Here is a 17,467-nt window from a genome sequence, read left to right on the forward strand (position 1 = left end):
AATTCAAGTGCGGTTTATTTTATGAATAATTTATATCGTTCCTTTAAAACCATTGGGCTTGTAGGAAAACCTAGAAATGATATTAACCTACAAATGCACAAAAATTTGTTTCACTGGTTAACGGAACGCGGCTATCAAGTAATGATGGAAAAAGATGTTGCTGAAAAACTGGGGCTTCCTGCAGAAAATCTTGCAACACTTGATGAAATTGGTTGCCAAGCACAGTTGGTTATTGTGATTGGTGGTGATGGCAATATGTTGGGGCGTGCTCGCGTATTAGCAAAATATGATATTCCATTGATTGGTATCAACCGTGGTAATTTGGGATTTTTAACAGATATTGACCCGAAAAATGCTTATGCTCAACTTGAAGCTTGTTTAGAGCGTGGAGAATTCTTTGTGGAAGAACGTTTTTTATTGGAAGCAAAAATTGAGCGTGCAGGTGAAATTGTATCGACTGGGAATGCTGTGAATGAGGCGGTTATTCACCCTGCAAAAATTGCGCATATGATCGATTTTCATGTATATATCAATGATAAGTTTGCATTTTCACAACGTTCTGATGGATTAATTGTTTCTACTCCAACAGGCTCTACGGCTTATTCTCTTTCCGCTGGTGGTCCGATTTTGACACCGAATCTTAATGCGATTGCGCTAGTGCCAATGTTTCCGCATACATTAACTTCTCGTCCCCTTGTTATTGATGGTGATAGCAAAATATCGATTCGTTTTGCTGAGCATAATACATCTCAATTGGAAGTGGGTTGTGATAGTCAAATAGCCTTACCTTTTACGCCTGATGACGTGGTGCATATTCAAAAAAGCGAGCATAAACTTCGCTTGCTTCATCTGAAAAATTATAATTATTACAATGTATTAAGTACCAAATTAGGTTGGTTGAAATCATTTTGATTTTTATAAAAAGCCTAGTGGAAATGTATCAGTAAAATACTGTAAAAAAATCCTTTACTGTAAATTAAATCAGCTGTAATATGATTGATATACAGTTAAAGGATTTTGCTATGCTTACTCAACTTACTATCAATAATTTTGCGATTGTTCGCCAGCTTGATATCGAATTGGCGAAAGGAATGTCTGTTATTACTGGAGAAACTGGGGCTGGTAAATCTATTGCCATTGATGCTTTAGGTTTATGTTTCGGACAAAGAGTAGAAACCTCAATGGTACGCGAAGGGCAAGAACGTGCAGAAATTTGTGCAACTTTTCAACTAGAATCGCATAATCCTGCTTATCAATGGTTGAATGAGCAAGAATTACAAGATCCAGATAATCCAACTGAATGTATTTTGCGTCGTGTGATTAATGCGGACGGACGTTCTAAAGCTTTTATTAATAGTACTCCTGTATCCGCGTCTCAATTAAAAGAAATTGGTCAATATCTTGTTCATATTAATGGGCAGCACGCTTCTCAATTATTGCTAAAAAATGACTATCAGCTTCAGTTAGTTGATAATTTTGCCGCTCATTCTGAATTACTTGTGAAAATGCGTGAAGATTATCAGGCATGGAAAAATCTTCAAAATCAAGTTAAAACCTTTCAACAAAAAGTGGCAGAAAATGAAGCTCGTAAACAACTTTTACAGTATCAAGTGGATGAGTTAGATGAGTTTAACCTTCGACCAAATGAATATTTGGAATTAGAAGATGAACAACGTCGTTTATCTAGCAGTGAACAGTTAACTCAACTTTCTCAATCAGCCCTGCAAATTTTAAGTGAAAATGATACGGTAAATATCGATAGTTTGCTTTATCGTGCGACACAATATATTGATGAATTAGCTGAACTTGATCCGCAATATGCTGAAGTGCAAAGTATGTTGAATGATGCATTGATTCAAGTGCAAGAAGCAACCAGTGAAGTGCGAAATTTATCGAGTAATATCGAGCAGGATCCTCAACTTTTACAGGAAATCGAACAGAGAATTAGTCAGGCTTTACAACTTGCTCGTAAACATCAAGTTAAGCCTGAAGATCTTGTGGAACATCACAAAAAATTAAAAGCAGAATTAACCGCACTTTTAGATTTTTCTGAAAGTGAAGATATGTTGATTGAGCAAGAAAAACTCGCATTTGAACAAATGCAAGCAATAGCTAGCGCATTAACTGCAAGTCGTCAGCACTCTGCAGCTCGCTTAGCGCAGAATGTCACGCAGTCGATAAAACAACTTGCAATGGAAAATGCAGAATTTTATGTAGAGTTGAATACGGATTTAGATAAAGTAGGATCAAACGGTGCGGATAATGTGATTTTTACTTTGCGTAGTAATTTAGGTCAACAACCTCAACCGTTAGCTAAAATTGCCTCTGGTGGTGAGCTTTCTCGTATTTCTTTAGCCATTCAAGTTTTAACTTCTGATCAATCGGCTATTCCAACGTTAATTTTCGATGAAGTGGATGTGGGTATTAGCGGAAAAACAGCCAGTGTTGTCGGAAAACTTTTACGTCAATTAAGTGAACGTTGCCAAGTATTATGCGTAACCCACTTGCCACAGGTTGCTTGTCATGGCCACCATCAGTTCAATGTAGAAAAATTTACTGTGGATAATAAAACTGAAACACAAATGACCGCACTTTCACAAGCTGAACGTGTACCAGCCTTGGCAAGACTTTTGGGCGGAAGTGAAATTACAGAATTAGCCTTAGCCAATGCACAGGAAATGCTAGATCTAGTTCATTAAAATGGGGTTTAATTTCTATTTTATGAATTAAATAGCTTATCCCAAAATGCTTGAATAAATGACCGCTCTTTGACAAATTCAGTTTCATCTACAACAGAGGATTTACCTATCAAATTTAAATGGTGAATAGCATTGCGTAAATCAACATAACATTGTTTTAATGTGTCGCAGTCTGTTTGGCTAATAATTTGAGCCTCTGCCATATCATTGAAAATACGTACGTTGTCTGACCATTTTGTCAGTTGTGGGTTTTGCGGAGCATTGGCAAGCATTAAATATTGAGCGATAAATTCAATATCAGTGATACCGCCGCGATCTGTTTTAAGATTAAATTCACCATCTTTTGAATGGGACAAATGTGTGAACATTTTTTCTCGCATCTCCACAACATCTCGTTTTAATTGCTCAATATCTCGTGATGCAGAAAGTACTTGTTGGCGGATATGCTCAAATTTCGTTTTAAGAGATGATTCACCAAATACTGGGCGAGCACGCACAAGCGCTTGTTTTTCCCATGTCCAAGCTTCATTTAATTGATAATGGGCAAATGCAGAAAGAGAGCAGCCAATTAAGCCAGCATCGCCAGACGGGCGTAGGCGCATATCAGCCTCATAAAGTACGCCAGCGGAAGTATTTATGCTGAAAATACTTACAATCTTTTGTGCCAAGCGTAGGTAAAATTGATTGCTATCAATCACTTTTTTTCCACCTGTTGTTTGACTTTCTACGGCATCGTACAAAAATACGAGGTCTAAATCGGATTTATAACCGAGTTCAATACCACCCAGTTTTCCATAACCAATCACTAAAAATCCTTTTTCATCATTTTGTAAATGTTCAGGTACACCAAATCTAGATGAAACTTGTTTCCAAGCTAGATTCACAACGACTTCAATAATCGCTTCGGCAAGATAGGTTAAATGATCGCTTACCTTCATCACCGGTAATGTCCCCAATATATCTGCTGCGGCCACTTTTAATAGGGTTGCTTGTTTAAATTGACGTAAAGCATCAATAAGCTGTTCTTCATCATCAGGTGGTAAACGAAGCAAATATTGGTGTAACTCTGCAGGATATTGGGTAAATGGCAACGGATGGCGTAGCGCTTCTGTATTAAGCAATTCATCTAATAAGATAGGATGGCGGGCCAGTTGCTCTGAAATAAGTTGAGACTGCGCACAAAGTTCAATAACTTGCTGAAGTGCGCGAGGATTTTCCAATAATAATTCTAAATAAGTCGTGCGACTCGAAATTTTTTCAATAATGTTCAGAATCCGTGGAAGCAAAGTGCGGTAATTTTCTTGTTCAAAAATGAGTGCAAGTACTGTTGGCATCAAATGACTCAAAACATCACGCCCACGCGAACCAATCACTCTGTGATTTAGGCTGTCTTTGAATTGAGCAAGCTTTTCTAAAACTTCGTCAATATTATTTTCTGATATTCCGCTCTCTAATAATATCTGTTCAATATCCTCAAAATCTGCTTCTAAAAAATCTTGCCATTGGCTATCAGTTTGTGAAGGCTCGTCTTGTTCATCACCGATTAATTGAGTAAATACCGCCCGCACTTTTTCTTGTTTTTGTTGCAAAGTGCGGTAAAAATCGTCCCAATTTTCTATTGGATAATGTTTTTCAATGGTTTGATTATTTTCATTTAAACAGGTGAATGTTTTACATGCCTCGACTAAACGAATTTGATCTATTTCATCGGTTGGTAGTGTTTGAGTTTGTTGATCGTTAATAGCTTGTAGAATGTTTTCTACGCGGCGTAAAAAAATATAACTTTCACGTAAATCGTGGAATTGTTGCTCGGTAATTAATCCTAGTTTGGTAATTTCAGGCAAGATCTTTAAGAGTGAATGTTGTTGCAGATTGATTTCTCGCCCGCCTCGAATGAGTTGAAAAACTTGCACGATAAATTCGACTTCACGAATACCACCTGCACCTAGTTTAATATTATTTTTCAAACCACGACGGCGTACTTCTCGCTCAATTTTGCCTTTCATTTCGCGTAAAGATTGAATCACACTAAAGTCAATATAGCGACGATACACAAAGGGGCGTAACATTTTTTGCAATTTTGAAACGTTGGGATCCTTTGTTTGTGCGCCCAATACTCGCCCTTTAATCATCGCATAGCGTTCCCAATCTCTACCTTGATCTTGATAATATTGTTCCATTGCCGCAAAGCTGAGAACAAGTGCACCGCTGTCACCAAATGGGCGCAAGCGCATATCGGTTCGATACACAAAACCATCAGAAGTAAATTCATCTAAGGCAGAAATAAGGCGTTGCCCTAAACGCGTAAAAAATTTTCCATTATCCACCGAACGTCGAGCATTCGTATTCTCAATAGACGTTTCCCCTTGTGATGGATAAGTGAAAATTAAATCAATATCCGAGGAAAAATTGAGTTCAAAGCCACCTAATTTCCCCATGCCTAGAATATAAAGCTGTTGCGGGTTGCCTTGTTCATCCATTGGCGTACCCATTTCTGCACAGGCTTGATAATAAAGCCAATCGCGGGCAGCGATAATTAAACTTTCTGCAAGTTGTGAAAGCTGAACAAAAATTTCCTCAACAGTCGCAAGATTCAAACTTTGACAAAAACTTAATTTTACCATTTCAATGTTACGGAATTGGCGTAATGTTTGATAGAGTGCGGTTTCGTCATGTACATTGGCTAACTCTCTATTCAAACGTTCAATATAGGCAGAGCAATCTGCAAAACAGGGCGATTTTTCCCACCATTGTTTCACCAAGTGCGGGTATTTTTGCAAGACTTTTTCCACAAAGTCAGACATTGCCATAGCATAGCCTAATTGATAAACAGGCAGTTCTGGATGATTTGAATTTTGTTGAATAGCTTCGTGAATTTTTTCTGGGGAAAGTTCTGGAAAAGATTGGCACAGGATTGTGCCAAGAGATTGTAATTTTTGTTCAATGAGGGCAGAAAGTGCGGTCATTTTTTCTAACCTTTTTGATAGGAATCTAAGTGACGTAATACGGTTTCTTTCGCTTGTTTAGGTTGTAAACTATCCAGCCATTGTATTGGTGTTTTCCAACCGCGCAGCCAAGTAAGCTGGCGTTTTGCAAGTTGGCGAGTTGCGCAAATACCACGGAAAATCATTTCCTCGTGATCGTAATCACCTTGTAAATATTCCCACATTTGACGATAGCCTACACAGCGAATTGACGGTAGATTAATATTTAAATCATCACGCACATAAAGTTTTTCTACCTCTTCTTTAAAGCCCAGTTCAATCATTTTATGAAAGCGTTGTTCAATGCGGTCATGCAAAATATGACGATCTTGGGGGGCAATTGCAAATTGCACAAAATCATAAGGCAAGGCTTCGCCTTTTTCTTCCGTCAGCTCTGTGAGTGATTTTCCCGTGATATAAAAAACCTCTAAAGCACGATTGATTCGTTGAGAATCACTTGGATTAATTCGGGAGGCAGAAATAGGATCGATTTTGGCGAGTTCGGCATGTAATGCTGCCCAACTTTGTTGAGCTGCTTTTTGTTCAAGCTCGGCGCGAATATTTTCATCAGCAGAAGGCAAGGGCGAAAGCCCTTCGATTAAGGCTTTGTAATACAACATCGTACCACCCACTAGTAACGGAATTTTGCCTTGAGCGGTAATTTCTGCCATTTCTCGTAGCGCATCATCGCGGAAATTCATTGCGGAATAGCTTTCCGAAGGATCTAAAATATCAATCAAACGGTGAGGCGCAAGAGCAAGTTCTTCTTTTGATGGTTTCGCTGTGCCAATATCCATTCCCTTATAAATAAGAGCCGAATCCACACTAATCACTTCGACTGGAAATTGGCTTCGTAGTTGAATGGCTAAATCCGTTTTGCCTGAGGCCGTAGGGCCCATTAAAAAAATTGCTGTTGGTTTCATGAAGAATCTAAATTTCGTTTAATAAAGGCTGCCAGTTAACCGGTTTTAGCAACTGGGAAAATGCCGTGCGATTTGTTTGCGTCAGTAAACGTTCTGTATCGCTCAATAAATTAAGTGCATCCGCTAAAGTGTTAAAGGTTTTGCATTCTAATTGTGCGCAAAGTTCGGTTAAAAATGGTGATGAATTTTCATCTCTAGTCAGTATTGCCATCACGCATTTTTGTAGATTTTGTGTACGCAATAAACTTGGCACTTTATTTAAGGTTAAGCGTAATTGTGCTTGATTTTCAATAAATTCAAAGCCAATTTTTTTGAAGTCATCTGAATATTGTTGCCATGCTTGAAATTGTGATTCAGTTAAGCGAAACACGATTGGAATCAACAATGGTTGTTGTTCAATCTGTATTTGTTGTAAAGCTAATTGCCATTGCAAGCGTTGTAATTTCTCCAATGAAAGCAAAAAGAAATCTTGTTTCTGTTGTAATAACAGCGCGCGATTTTCAATAAGTGAAAGGGCGCGCAGATGTGATGAACACTCAATTATTTCAGTTGAGATGATTTTAGTTGTATCTGAAATATTTTGTTGTGCTGTATTCGATATATCCTTTTGCTCTGTAGGCGGTAATGTGCGTAATAATTCACCATATAAATGTTGCTCAGTTTTACTCGGTGCATCGGAACGGTAATCTCGATAACCAGTACTTACATGATTTGGCAACACTGGTGTGTTAGAAAAGTGCGGTTGATTTTGCTGTGGTTTTTCATGATATTGTGGCGCAAAGATATTTTGCCCCGCAGCTGCACGATTAGGACGAATGCTGTAATTCGGTTGGGGTTCACGCACCGTATTTTCTTCGTGATTTTCTACCGCACTTTGCTCTGTGTGCCAATTAAGCTGTTCTTGATTGTTTAGCGCATAGCTGATGCCTTCGTAAATGAAATCATGAATGAGGCGTTGTTGGTGAAAGCGCACTTCATGTTTGGTTGGATGGACATTGACATCCACATCATGTGGATTTAAGTCAATAAACAACACAAATGCAGGATAAGCATCCGTTGGTAAATATTGAGCATAGGCTTGTCGAATAGCATGACTGATCACTTTATCTCGAACCATTCGGCCATTAATGTAGCAATAACTTAAATCATTTTGAGTTCGGCTAAAATTTGGTGTGGCTACCCAGCCCGATAAGTGTAAATCATCGTGTTTCCAATCAATTCGTAAGGCATTTTTGACAAAATCATCCCCACAAATAGCTGCGACACGTTTTAGTTGCTGATTGAGCTCTTCAGCAGGACGATATTGACGGATGATTTTCCCATTATGTGTTAATGTAAATGCCGTATTGAATTTTGTTAAAGCAATGCGGCGAATGACTTCATCAATATGCGCAAATTCTGTTTTATCTGTGCGCAAAAATTTTCGGCGGGCTGGCGTGTTGAAAAAAAGATTGGCAACTTCAACTGTTGTGCCGACAGGATGTGATGCGGGTTTGATTGTTGTTTCCATATCACGACCTTGTGCATAAACTTGCCAAGCTTCAGTTTGCGCTTCGGTGCGAGAGGTGAGCGTTAAGCGCGATACAGAGCTGATACTCGCCAATGCTTCGCCACGAAACCCTAAACTTAAAATGGCTTCTAGATCGTCAAGGTCGGCTATTTTACTCGTAGCATGTCGTGCCAAAGCAAGACTTAATTCTTCTTTTGGAATACCACAGCCATTGTCACGAATGCGGATTAAATTTGCCCCACCATTTTCGATATCGATTTGGATTTTATTTGCACCTGCATCAAGGCTATTTTCCACTAATTCTTTCACCACAGACGCAGGGCGTTCTACCACTTCACCAGCAGCAATTTGGTTAGCAAGTTGTGGGGAAAGAATTTTAATTGGCATTTATTTTTCTCTTAATTTAATTTTTTGTCCGCTCAGGGCTTTACCATCTTTTAATTTTGGATTCAGCTTTAAAATTTGGTTGACTGAAATATTGTATTCTCGCGATACAGCATAGATTGTCTGATCTTTTTGAATGACATGGTAAAGTGGGATTTCTTTTTTCTCATCAGATTTTTTAGTGGATGAGGTTTCCTCTTTTTTTGTTTTATTTGAGGATTTATTTTTATCCGTTTTATTTTCTGATTTTTCTACTTTTGGAGTGTTGGTTTTTTCAGTCGTTTTCTCTGCCTTTTTCACCGAACTTTCTTTATTTTTTGATGAATTTATTTTTTCATCTTGTGCTTTCTGAGTTTTTCCATTATCTGGAATTTTGATGGTTTCACCAATCCAAAGTGCTTCGCGTTTTAATTTATTTAACGTCACAATGTCTGCTACTTTGACATCATATTTATCCGCAAGGCTTCCTAAACTTTCCCCATTTTTGACTGTGTGCCGAAGTCCACTATCTTTTACGCTGCTCTCATTGGTATTTTTATCAGAATAGCGGTCATTTTTTTCAGTATTTTTTGTATCACTTTGTTTGCTATTCTGAACAATATCATCACTTATGAAAGATTTAGCTTTTCCGCCGCGGAAAACCACTAATCCCTCATAAATCATATAGGCGATACGACGACGATAAGCAGGGGAGTTAAGTTTTTGTTCTTCATCAGAATTTGATAGAAAACCTGTTTCCACTAATACGGAAGGAATATCAGGTGAACGTAAAACACCAAGGCTTGCGTGTTGAGGAACACTGCGGCTTAAGGTCGTCACTTTAGAAAAATGACTTAAAATATGTTTGCCAAGTTCATAACCGGTACGTTGGCTATGGCCAAATTGTAAATCAAGCACAGTTTGGTCAAGATATTTATCGTTATTGTGCGAAAGCACTTTTCCTGCACCACCAAGTAATTCGGAGCGTTTTTCATCGTCTTCTAACCATTGACCCATTTCATCATTGGCTCGACGGTTTGATAACACCCAGACAGAGGCACCGCGACGTTCAGGTGATTCAGATGAATCCGCATGAATGGAAATGAGATAATTCGCTTTAAATTTACGTGCGATTTCTGAACGCTCAGGCACGGAAATATAGTAATCACCGCTTCGTGTTAATACGCCGCGAAAATTTGGATCTTTATCGAGTAAGGCTTTTAACTCTTTTGCAATCGAAAGAGTGACATTTTTTTCATAAATGCCTAAATTTCGGCTGATTGCACCTGGATCTTTTCCTCCATGACCTGGGTCAATCGCAATCGTAATTGGGGCTGCAAAAAGAGAGAAGCTAAACGTTGAGAAAAAAAGAAAAAATAAAATTTTAGTTTTCATAAATAAATTAATTAGAGAATACTTTTATAATATTTTTACCTAAGTTTGTTTGTGCGATTAATTCAATATTTCGTGCATCATCGTAATAATCAATATTTACTAAAATATCAGCTTCTGGCAATATGCCTTGACCTTTTTCAGACCATTCAATTAAGCAAATGCTATCAGTATTAAAATAATCTCTAATACCCATAAATTCGAGTTCTTCAGGATCTGCTAACCGATATAAATCAAAATGATAAATCATTTTGCCTGCAATATTGTATTCTTCAACCAGCGTATAAGTTGGGCTTTTTACATTACCTTGATGACCGATACCTTGCAACATTCCGCGTGTCAGCGTTGTTTTTCCTGCGCCAAGATCTCCGTTAAGATAAACCATGATTGCTTTTTCTGTATGCAATTTTAAAAGAATTTCCGCGAATTTTTTGCCGAAGCGGAGCATAGAAAATTCATCAGGGATATATTGAGTTAAGCTTTCCATAACGGGTCATGAATGAAGAAAAATGTGGGTAGATTCTACCGCACTTTTGAGGTTCATAAAAGTGCGGTGAAATTTCTAGGGATTTAATTTTACCATTTCATGGTCATCAAATTGCTTGACCAAATCTACTAGTGGTTGAGTGTTAGGTAAGACCAGATCCGATGAGATTTCAAATAACGGCACAATGACAAACTCACGGTTATGCATATCATAATGGGGAATCGTTAAGCGCTCGTTTTGAATGATTTCGTTGCCGTAGAGCAAAATATCTAAATCTAATGTACGCTCACCCCAGCGACGTAAACGTACTCGACCTTGCTCATTTTCAATGTGTTGCAATTCATCTAATAGTGCAAGTGGGCTAAGGTCGGTTTTAATTTTTACAACGGCATTCACATAATCGGGTTGATCTTGTGGGCCGAGCGGTTTGCTTTTATAAAAAGAGCTCGTCGTTACCAAATGTGTGTTTGGTAACTGACTTATCGCTTTAAGCGCAGAATGTAATTGTTCTACTGGTGTATTCAAATTGCTACCAAGGGCAATATATGCAGTAATCATCTCTTCCCTTATTCTGCTGAACGCGTTGTTTTACGACGGCGTGGACGGTAGTATTTTTTCTTTGGTTTGGGATGTAAGCGTTGTTGCTCGTGTACTAACTGTTCACGCTGTTCACCATTGCTGAATTGATATTCGTGCCACCATTTGGCCAATTCAATCGTTTCGCCACCTTCAATTTCTGCACGCATAGCCAGTAAATCAAAGCCAGCACGGAATTTTGGATGTTCCATGGTGCGCATTGGTGCTGAACCAGTACGTTTCAATAATTGTAGTTGTAAGAACCAAATGTCCCGAATGACCGCAGTATGACGACGTGGTGCAGCCAAAGCACGGCAGAATAAGTCTAAAACTTCATTCCCCGCCAAAGCATAAGCATCATGATTATTTAAACCGCCTTCATTTTTCAAAATTTCCACTTTTTCGCGTAATGGATACCAGAAAAATGCTGCAAATAAGAATGCAGGATTAATACGGAGTTTATCAGCAACACGTTCATCCGTAGAAGTAAGTGCGGTGACGATCATGCGTTCTGCAAAGCTATCTTCTTTCTCTGTAAAATATGGGCTTAATGCAGGGAAAAGTTGTTCAAATAAACCATATTGTCGTAATAAACGATAGGTTTTTACCCCTTGTCCTGCCTGCAATAATTTTAAACTTTCGTCAAATAAGCGGGCTGGCGGAATATTTTTTAATAAAGGCGCAAGTTCACGAATTGGCTGCTCGCTCGGTTTTTCAAGGAACATATCAAGTTTTGCCATGAAACGAATTGAGCGTAGCATGCGCACAGGATCTTCTTGATAACGTGTAACTGGATCACCGATTAAGCGTAGTTTTCCCGCTTTGAGATCATGAATACCATTAAAATAATCACGTAAGGTATTGTCTTGCGGATTGTAATACAGCGCATTGACCGTAAAATCTCGGCGTTCTGCATCTTGTTCAATCGTACCGTAAACATTATCGCGCAGTAACATGCCTTCATTGCTCTGCTTCGCTTGATTTTCATTGCGAGCATCGCTGTGATTGGCACGGAAAGTGGCGACTTCAATAATATCTCGACCAAACATAATATGTGCTAATCGGAAACGGCGACCGACTAAACGACATTGTCGTTGAAAAATATTTTGGATTTGCTCTGGGCGGGCGTTTGTTGCCACATCAAAATCTTTTGGTTTTTTACCGAGCAATAAATCGCGGATACATCCACCGACGATATAAGCTTCGAAACCTTGACGTTGTAGTTTTTCCACTACGGTGAGTGCATTACGGCTAAAATCACGCGGTGAAATATCAAATTGAGCCGCTTTAATCACATTTTTATAGTAGCGGTGTGGTTGTTCTGATTTTTTTGCTCGCGCTTTTGGCATTTGACTGTTAGAACACTCAACTCGTTTAGAATGAGCACTTGTTTTGGCAACCTCTTTTGATTTTTTTGTCTTCTTGCCAAACAAATTTTTGATATAAGTAAGAATAATTTACTCCGTTTTTTAGTTGGAAATAAATGACTTAGCTCTTTTTCTGTAAAGAAAAAGGCAAGGGGATTTTTCCGCATTTTTAAATGCAAAAAAGTGCGGCTAATTTTAACCGCACTTTTGTATTTTTCAATAGAATGAATTAACCAGCGACTTGTTTTTCGCGGATTTCAGCTAAAGTTTTGCAATCAATGCAAAGATCTGCTGTTGGGCGTGCTTCTAAACGGCGAATGCCAATTTCTTCACCGCAACAATCACAGTAACCAAAATCATCGGTATCAAGTTTTTTCAAGGTGGCTTCAATTTTTTTCATTAGTTTACGTTCGCGATCACGATTACGTAATTCTAGACTGAATTCCTCTTCCTGAGTTGCTCGGTCTGCGGGATCGGGGAAATTGGTCACTTCATCCTGCATATGTGCAACGGTGCGAGAAGCTTCTTCCACGATTTGCTCGTGCCAAGCATTAAGAATTTTTCTGAAATGAAGAATTTGATCTTCACTCATATATTCTTCATCTTTTTTCATTTGATAAGGCTTTACGCCTGCTAAATCTAGCAAGCTCAACGATGCTTTTGACATCTCTCACTCCTAATACATACAGAATTTAAGCGTGAACTTCACGACTTCCTGTCTTGTTATTTTAGTTTGTTCCTGACAGCACTTTTAGGAACCCAATTTTTGAGGGCGCTATAAATATCAGAAGTTGTTTTTTTTAGCAAGTAAATTTTCCTGAAACATTTATTTTTGCGATATAGATCGCAGAAACGTCAGCAACCTTTTGCACATTGAGATGAATCTATTTTAGGCTTAGAACGATAAGCCTAAAATTGCGATAAAAATGAAATTAAACTTAATAACCTTAGTTATCTTGTTGATTGTTGCGGATTTAACGTTGTTATTTCTACCACAGTCATTGTTATTGCCTTGGCGAGTTGCTCTGGTTATTGCGCTTGCTTTGATTTTTCTTTTTATTTTTTTGCGTATAAATTTCTTCGTTTTTCTTGCTTTTTTTGTTGTTTCTCTAGGGTATACACATCATTCCGCATTCAGTTTGTTACAACAGGCTCAAAGCGTTACCGCTCAAAAACAAGTGGTAACTTTTGAGATTCAAGAAATTTTGCACCAACAGGATTATCAAACTCTTATCGCCACAGCAACATTGGCGGATAACTTACGAGCGCAACGAATTTTTTTAAATTGGAAAACAAAAGAGGTGCCTCAATTATCGGAAATCTGGCAAGCGGAAATTTCCTTACGCCCCCTTTCTGCGAGATTAAATTTTGGCGGATTTGATCGGCAACAATGGTATTTTTCAAAGGGAATTACGGCTGTTGGAACCGTAAAAAGTTCGGTGAAAATTGCTGATATTTCATCATTGCGCGCAGAAAAATTGCAACAAGTAAAAAAGCAAACGGAAGGATTATCCCTACAAGGTTTATTGATCGCGTTAGCTTTTGGCGAACGGGCTTGGCTAGATAAAAAAACTTGGTCAATTTACCAACAAACGAATACCGCGCATCTTATTGCTATTTCTGGCTTACATATTGGGTTGGCTATGGGAATTGGATTTTACTTGGCGCGTGTTGTGCAAGTATTTTTCCCCACCCGTTTTATTCATCCTTATTTTCCTTTAGTTTTTGGTGTTTTATTTGCTTTAATTTATGCGTATTTGGCTGGTTTTAGCGTGCCAACTTTCCGTGCGATTTCAGCACTTGTTTTCGTTTTCTTCGTTCAAATAATGAGGCGACATTATTCGCCTCTTCAGCTTTTTACGCTGGTTATCGGATTCTTGCTTTTATGCGATCCATTAATGCCGCTTTCGGTCAGTTTTTGGCTTTCTTGTGGAGCCGTTGCTTGTTTGATCCTATGGTATCGTTATGTGCCTTTTTCTCTTTTTCAATGGAAAAATCGATCCTTTTCACCAAAAGTGCGGTGGATTTTAAGTTTATTTCATTTGCAATTTGGGTTATTGCTCTTTTTTACGCCTTTGCAGCTTTTTTTATTTAATGGCTTATCGTTGAGTGGATTTTTAGCCAATCTTATTGCCGTACCACTTTATAGTTTTTTCCTCGTACCCTTGATTTTATTTGCTGTTTTTACTAATGGAGCTTGTTTTTCTTGGCAACTTGCAAACAAACTAGCGGAAGGAATCACTTGGTTAATTTCTGTTTTTCAAGGAAATTGGTTTAATGTTTCATTTAATTTAGCGCTGGTTTTAACCGCTCTTTGTGCGGGAATGTTTATGTTAATTATTTGGCGTATTTATCGAGAACCCGAGATTTCATCGACAACCTGGCAAGTAAAACGAGCAAAATTTTTTACATTAAATCTCAGTAAACCTTTGCTAAAAAATGATCGAATCAACGCTCTGCGATGTTCTTTCGGCATTATGTCGCTGTGTTTTATGATTTTGTTGTTCAAGCAACTAAGCAAGCCAATTTGGCAGGTAGATACTTTAGATGTGGGGCAGGGCTTAGCTACTTTGATTGTAAAAAATGGTAAAGGGATTCTCTATGATACAGGCCCTGCATGGCAAGGGGGGAATATGGCTGAATTAGAAATTTTGCCTTATTTGCAAAGAGAAGGGATTACTTTGGAAAAGTTGATTTTGAGCCACGACGATAACGATCATGCAGGTGGTGCTTCGACAATTTTAAAGGCGTATCCGAATGTGGAATTTATTACCCCTTCACGAAAAAACTATGGGGAAAATCACCGCACTTTTTGTAATGCTGGACGTCATTGGGATTGGCAAGGGCTACATTTTCAAATACTTTCACCATATTCTATTGTAGAGCGAGCAGATAATCCCCATTCTTGCGTGATTTTAGTCGATGATGGAAAGCATCGAGTTTTGCTAACTGGCGATGCTGAAGCAAAAAATGAGCAAATTTTTGCCCGCTCTTTAGGAAAAATTGATGTGTTACAAGTAGGGCATCACGGGAGTAAAACATCGACAAGTGAATATTTACTTTCCCAGGTTAGACCAGATATAGCGATTATTTCTAGTGGGCGTTGGAATCCGTGGAAATTCCCTCATTATTCGGTTATGGAAAGGTTACATCGTTATAAAAGTGCGGTAGAAAATACCGCTATTTCAGGGCAAGTAAGGGTAAATTTTTTTAAAGACCGATTAGAAATCCAACAAGCACGTACAGAATTTTCCCCTTGGTATGCGCGTGTAATTGGATTCTCGAGCGAATAAAAGGTACAATGCGCGCAATTTTTACCATTAGATAGCGATTATGCAAGAGCAAAAATTACAAGAAAATGATTTTTCAACCTTACAAACTTTTAAGCGTTTATGGCCAACAATTAAACCTTTTAAAGCGGGTTTATTGGTGTCTGCTATCGCATTGGTGCTTAATGCTTTGGCAGATTCAGGTCTTATTTATTTATTAAAACCTTTGCTAGATGATGGATTCGGTAAGGCGGATCATTCATTTTTGAAAATGATGGCTGTGGTCGTCGTGGGAATGATTTTTTTGCGTGGGGTTTCTAACTTTATTTCTAATTATTGTTTAGCATGGGTATCAGGCAAAGTTGTCATGACAATGCGTCGTCGCTTGTTTAAGCATTTGATGTTTATGCCAGTGAGTTTCTTTGACAGAAATTCAACAGGCAAATTACTTTCTCGTATTACTTATGATTCTGAGATGATTGCAAGTTCTTCTTCAGGCTCTTTGATTACTATTGTGCGAGAAGGGGCATATATTATTTCGCTATTGGCCGTAATGTTTTATACAAGCTGGGAATTAACCCTTGTTTTATTTGTTATCGGGCCAATTATTGCGGTGTTGATCACTATTGTTTCAAAAATTTTCCGTAAGTTGAGTAAGAATTTACAAGATTCAATGGGAGAATTAACAGCAACGACCGAGCAAATGTTGAAAGGACATAAAGTCGTACTTTCGTTTGGTGGTCAGCTTGTAGAGGAAGAGCGTTTTAATAAAGTTAGTAACAATATGCGTCGTAAAGGTATGAAAATGGTCACCGCAGATTCCATTTCCGACCCTGTTGTACAGATTATTGCTTCTCTTGCTTTGGCGGCAGTATTGTTTTTAGCGACGACGCCGTTGATTGCGGAAGATAACCTAAGTGCGGGTTCTTTTACGGTAGTTTTCTCATCTATGTTAGCGATGATGCGTCCATTAAAATCTTTAACGAACGTAAACTCTCAATTCCAACGGGGGATGGCAGCGTGTCAAACTTTATTTGCCATTTTAGATTTAGAACCAGAAAAAGATAATGGTACTTACCAAGCTGAACCCGCGAAAGGTGAATTAGAATTTAAGAATGTGAGTTTTGCATATCAAGGAAAAGAGGAACTTGCATTAAATAATATTTCTTTTAGCGTTTCTGCAGGAAAAACCGTTGCTTTGGTTGGACGTTCTGGATCGGGTAAATCAACCATTGCTAATTTAGTGACGCGCTTTTACGATATTGAGCAAGGTGAAATTTTACTGGATGGCGTAAATATCCAAGATTATCGTTTATCTAATTTACGTGAAAACTGCGCTGTGGTTTCTCAACAAGTGCATTTATTTAACGATACCATTGCGAATAATATTGCTTATGCAGCGCAGGATAAGTATTCTCGCGAAGAAATTATTGCGGCAGCAAAAGCGGCTTATGCTTTAGAGTTTATCGAAAAATTACCACAAGGTTTTGATACGGTAATTGGTGAAAACGGTGCGAGCCTCTCTGGTGGCCAGCGTCAACGTTTAGCGATTGCTCGTGCTTTATTGCGTAATTCTCCAGTATTAATTTTAGATGAAGCTACATCTGCACTAGATACGGAATCAGAACGAGCAATTCAATCTGCATTAGATGAATTGAAGAAAGAGCGCACTGTTATCGTAATCGCACATCGTTTATCAACCATTGAAAATGCGGATGAAATTCTTGTGGTTGATCACGGTGAAATTCGTGAGCGCGGTAACCATAAGGCATTGCTTGAACAAAATGGAGCCTATAAACAATTACACAGTATGCAGTTTAGTGGCTAATTTATTGATTATCGAAAACGCGAGTTGAAAAACTCGCGTTATTTTATCCGCACTTATTAGAAAGGATTT

12 protein-coding genes are annotated in these 17,467 nt (G+C 38.4%); 4 read left to right on the forward strand and 8 right to left on the reverse strand.

Features of this window, described 5'->3' with window-relative positions:
* Positions 1-21: 21 nt before the first annotated feature.
* Both FE813_RS06035 and recN read left to right on the forward strand, forming a co-directional pair.
* Positions 22-912, forward strand: a complete 891-nt coding sequence (locus FE813_RS06035) for an NAD(+) kinase (RefSeq protein WP_032825633.1) — start codon at positions 22-24, stop codon at positions 910-912.
* Between the two features lie 110 nt (positions 913-1,022).
* A complete protein-coding gene (gene recN / locus FE813_RS06040; RefSeq protein WP_139989865.1) occupies positions 1,023-2,699 on the forward strand; it encodes a DNA repair protein RecN in 1,677 nt (558 codons plus the stop codon).
* Positions 2,700-2,719: 20 nt separating this feature from the next.
* Here recN and glnE read toward each other — a convergent pair whose 3' ends face one another.
* The 8 genes from glnE to dksA all read right to left on the reverse strand — a co-directional run bounded on the left by glnE (position 2,720) and on the right by dksA (position 12,968).
* Complete coding sequence (gene glnE, locus FE813_RS06045; protein ID WP_139989866.1) at positions 2,720-5,665, reverse strand: bifunctional [glutamate--ammonia ligase]-adenylyl-L-tyrosine phosphorylase/[glutamate--ammonia-ligase] adenylyltransferase; 2,946 nt, start codon at positions 5,663-5,665, stop codon at positions 2,720-2,722.
* A 5-nt stretch (positions 5,666-5,670) separates the two neighbouring features.
* Positions 5,671-6,606, reverse strand: a complete 936-nt coding sequence (gene miaA / locus FE813_RS06050) for a tRNA (adenosine(37)-N6)-dimethylallyltransferase MiaA (protein ID WP_139989867.1) — start codon at positions 6,604-6,606, stop codon at positions 5,671-5,673.
* 7 nt (positions 6,607-6,613) lie between these two features.
* On the reverse strand, positions 6,614-8,503 hold the full coding sequence (gene mutL, locus FE813_RS06055; protein ID WP_139989868.1) for a DNA mismatch repair endonuclease MutL: 1,890 nt from the start codon (positions 8,501-8,503) through the stop codon (positions 6,614-6,616).
* Positions 8,504-9,874: an N-acetylmuramoyl-L-alanine amidase gene (locus tag FE813_RS06060; protein ID WP_139989869.1), complete on the reverse strand. Its 1,371-nt coding sequence runs from the start codon at positions 9,872-9,874 to the stop codon at positions 8,504-8,506.
* A 7-nt stretch (positions 9,875-9,881) separates the two neighbouring features.
* Entirely contained in the window at positions 9,882-10,358 is a 477-nt protein-coding gene (gene tsaE, locus FE813_RS06065; RefSeq protein ID WP_139989870.1) for a tRNA (adenosine(37)-N6)-threonylcarbamoyltransferase complex ATPase subunit type 1 TsaE, read from the reverse strand.
* A gap of 75 nt (positions 10,359-10,433) precedes the next feature.
* Entirely contained in the window at positions 10,434-10,916 is a 483-nt protein-coding gene (gene folK, locus FE813_RS06070) for a 2-amino-4-hydroxy-6-hydroxymethyldihydropteridine diphosphokinase (protein ID WP_139989871.1), read from the reverse strand.
* 8 nt (positions 10,917-10,924) lie between these two features.
* Positions 10,925-12,283 carry a polynucleotide adenylyltransferase PcnB gene (gene pcnB / locus FE813_RS06075; RefSeq protein WP_139989872.1) on the reverse strand — a complete coding sequence of 453 codons (1,359 nt, stop codon included), beginning with the start codon at positions 12,281-12,283 and terminating at the stop codon, positions 10,925-10,927.
* Between the two features lie 247 nt (positions 12,284-12,530).
* Positions 12,531-12,968 (reverse strand): RNA polymerase-binding protein DksA, encoded by a 438-nt coding sequence (dksA, locus tag FE813_RS06080; protein ID WP_005627987.1) that lies wholly within the window; start codon positions 12,966-12,968, stop codon positions 12,531-12,533.
* A 259-nt stretch (positions 12,969-13,227) separates the two neighbouring features.
* On the opposite strand from dksA, the gene FE813_RS06085 reads away from it, so the two are divergent.
* Both FE813_RS06085 and msbA read left to right on the forward strand, forming a co-directional pair.
* Positions 13,228-15,594: a DNA internalization-related competence protein ComEC/Rec2 gene (locus FE813_RS06085; RefSeq protein ID WP_139989873.1), complete on the forward strand. Its 2,367-nt coding sequence runs from the start codon at positions 13,228-13,230 to the stop codon at positions 15,592-15,594.
* Between the two features lie 40 nt (positions 15,595-15,634).
* On the forward strand, positions 15,635-17,398 hold the full coding sequence (gene msbA / locus FE813_RS06090; RefSeq protein WP_139989874.1) for a lipid A ABC transporter ATP-binding protein/permease MsbA: 1,764 nt from the start codon (positions 15,635-15,637) through the stop codon (positions 17,396-17,398).
* Positions 17,399-17,467 lie beyond the last annotated feature (69 nt).

Origin of the sequence: Haemophilus seminalis, assembly GCF_006384255.1 — a bacterium.
GTDB lineage: Bacteria > Pseudomonadota > Gammaproteobacteria > Enterobacterales > Pasteurellaceae > Haemophilus > Haemophilus seminalis.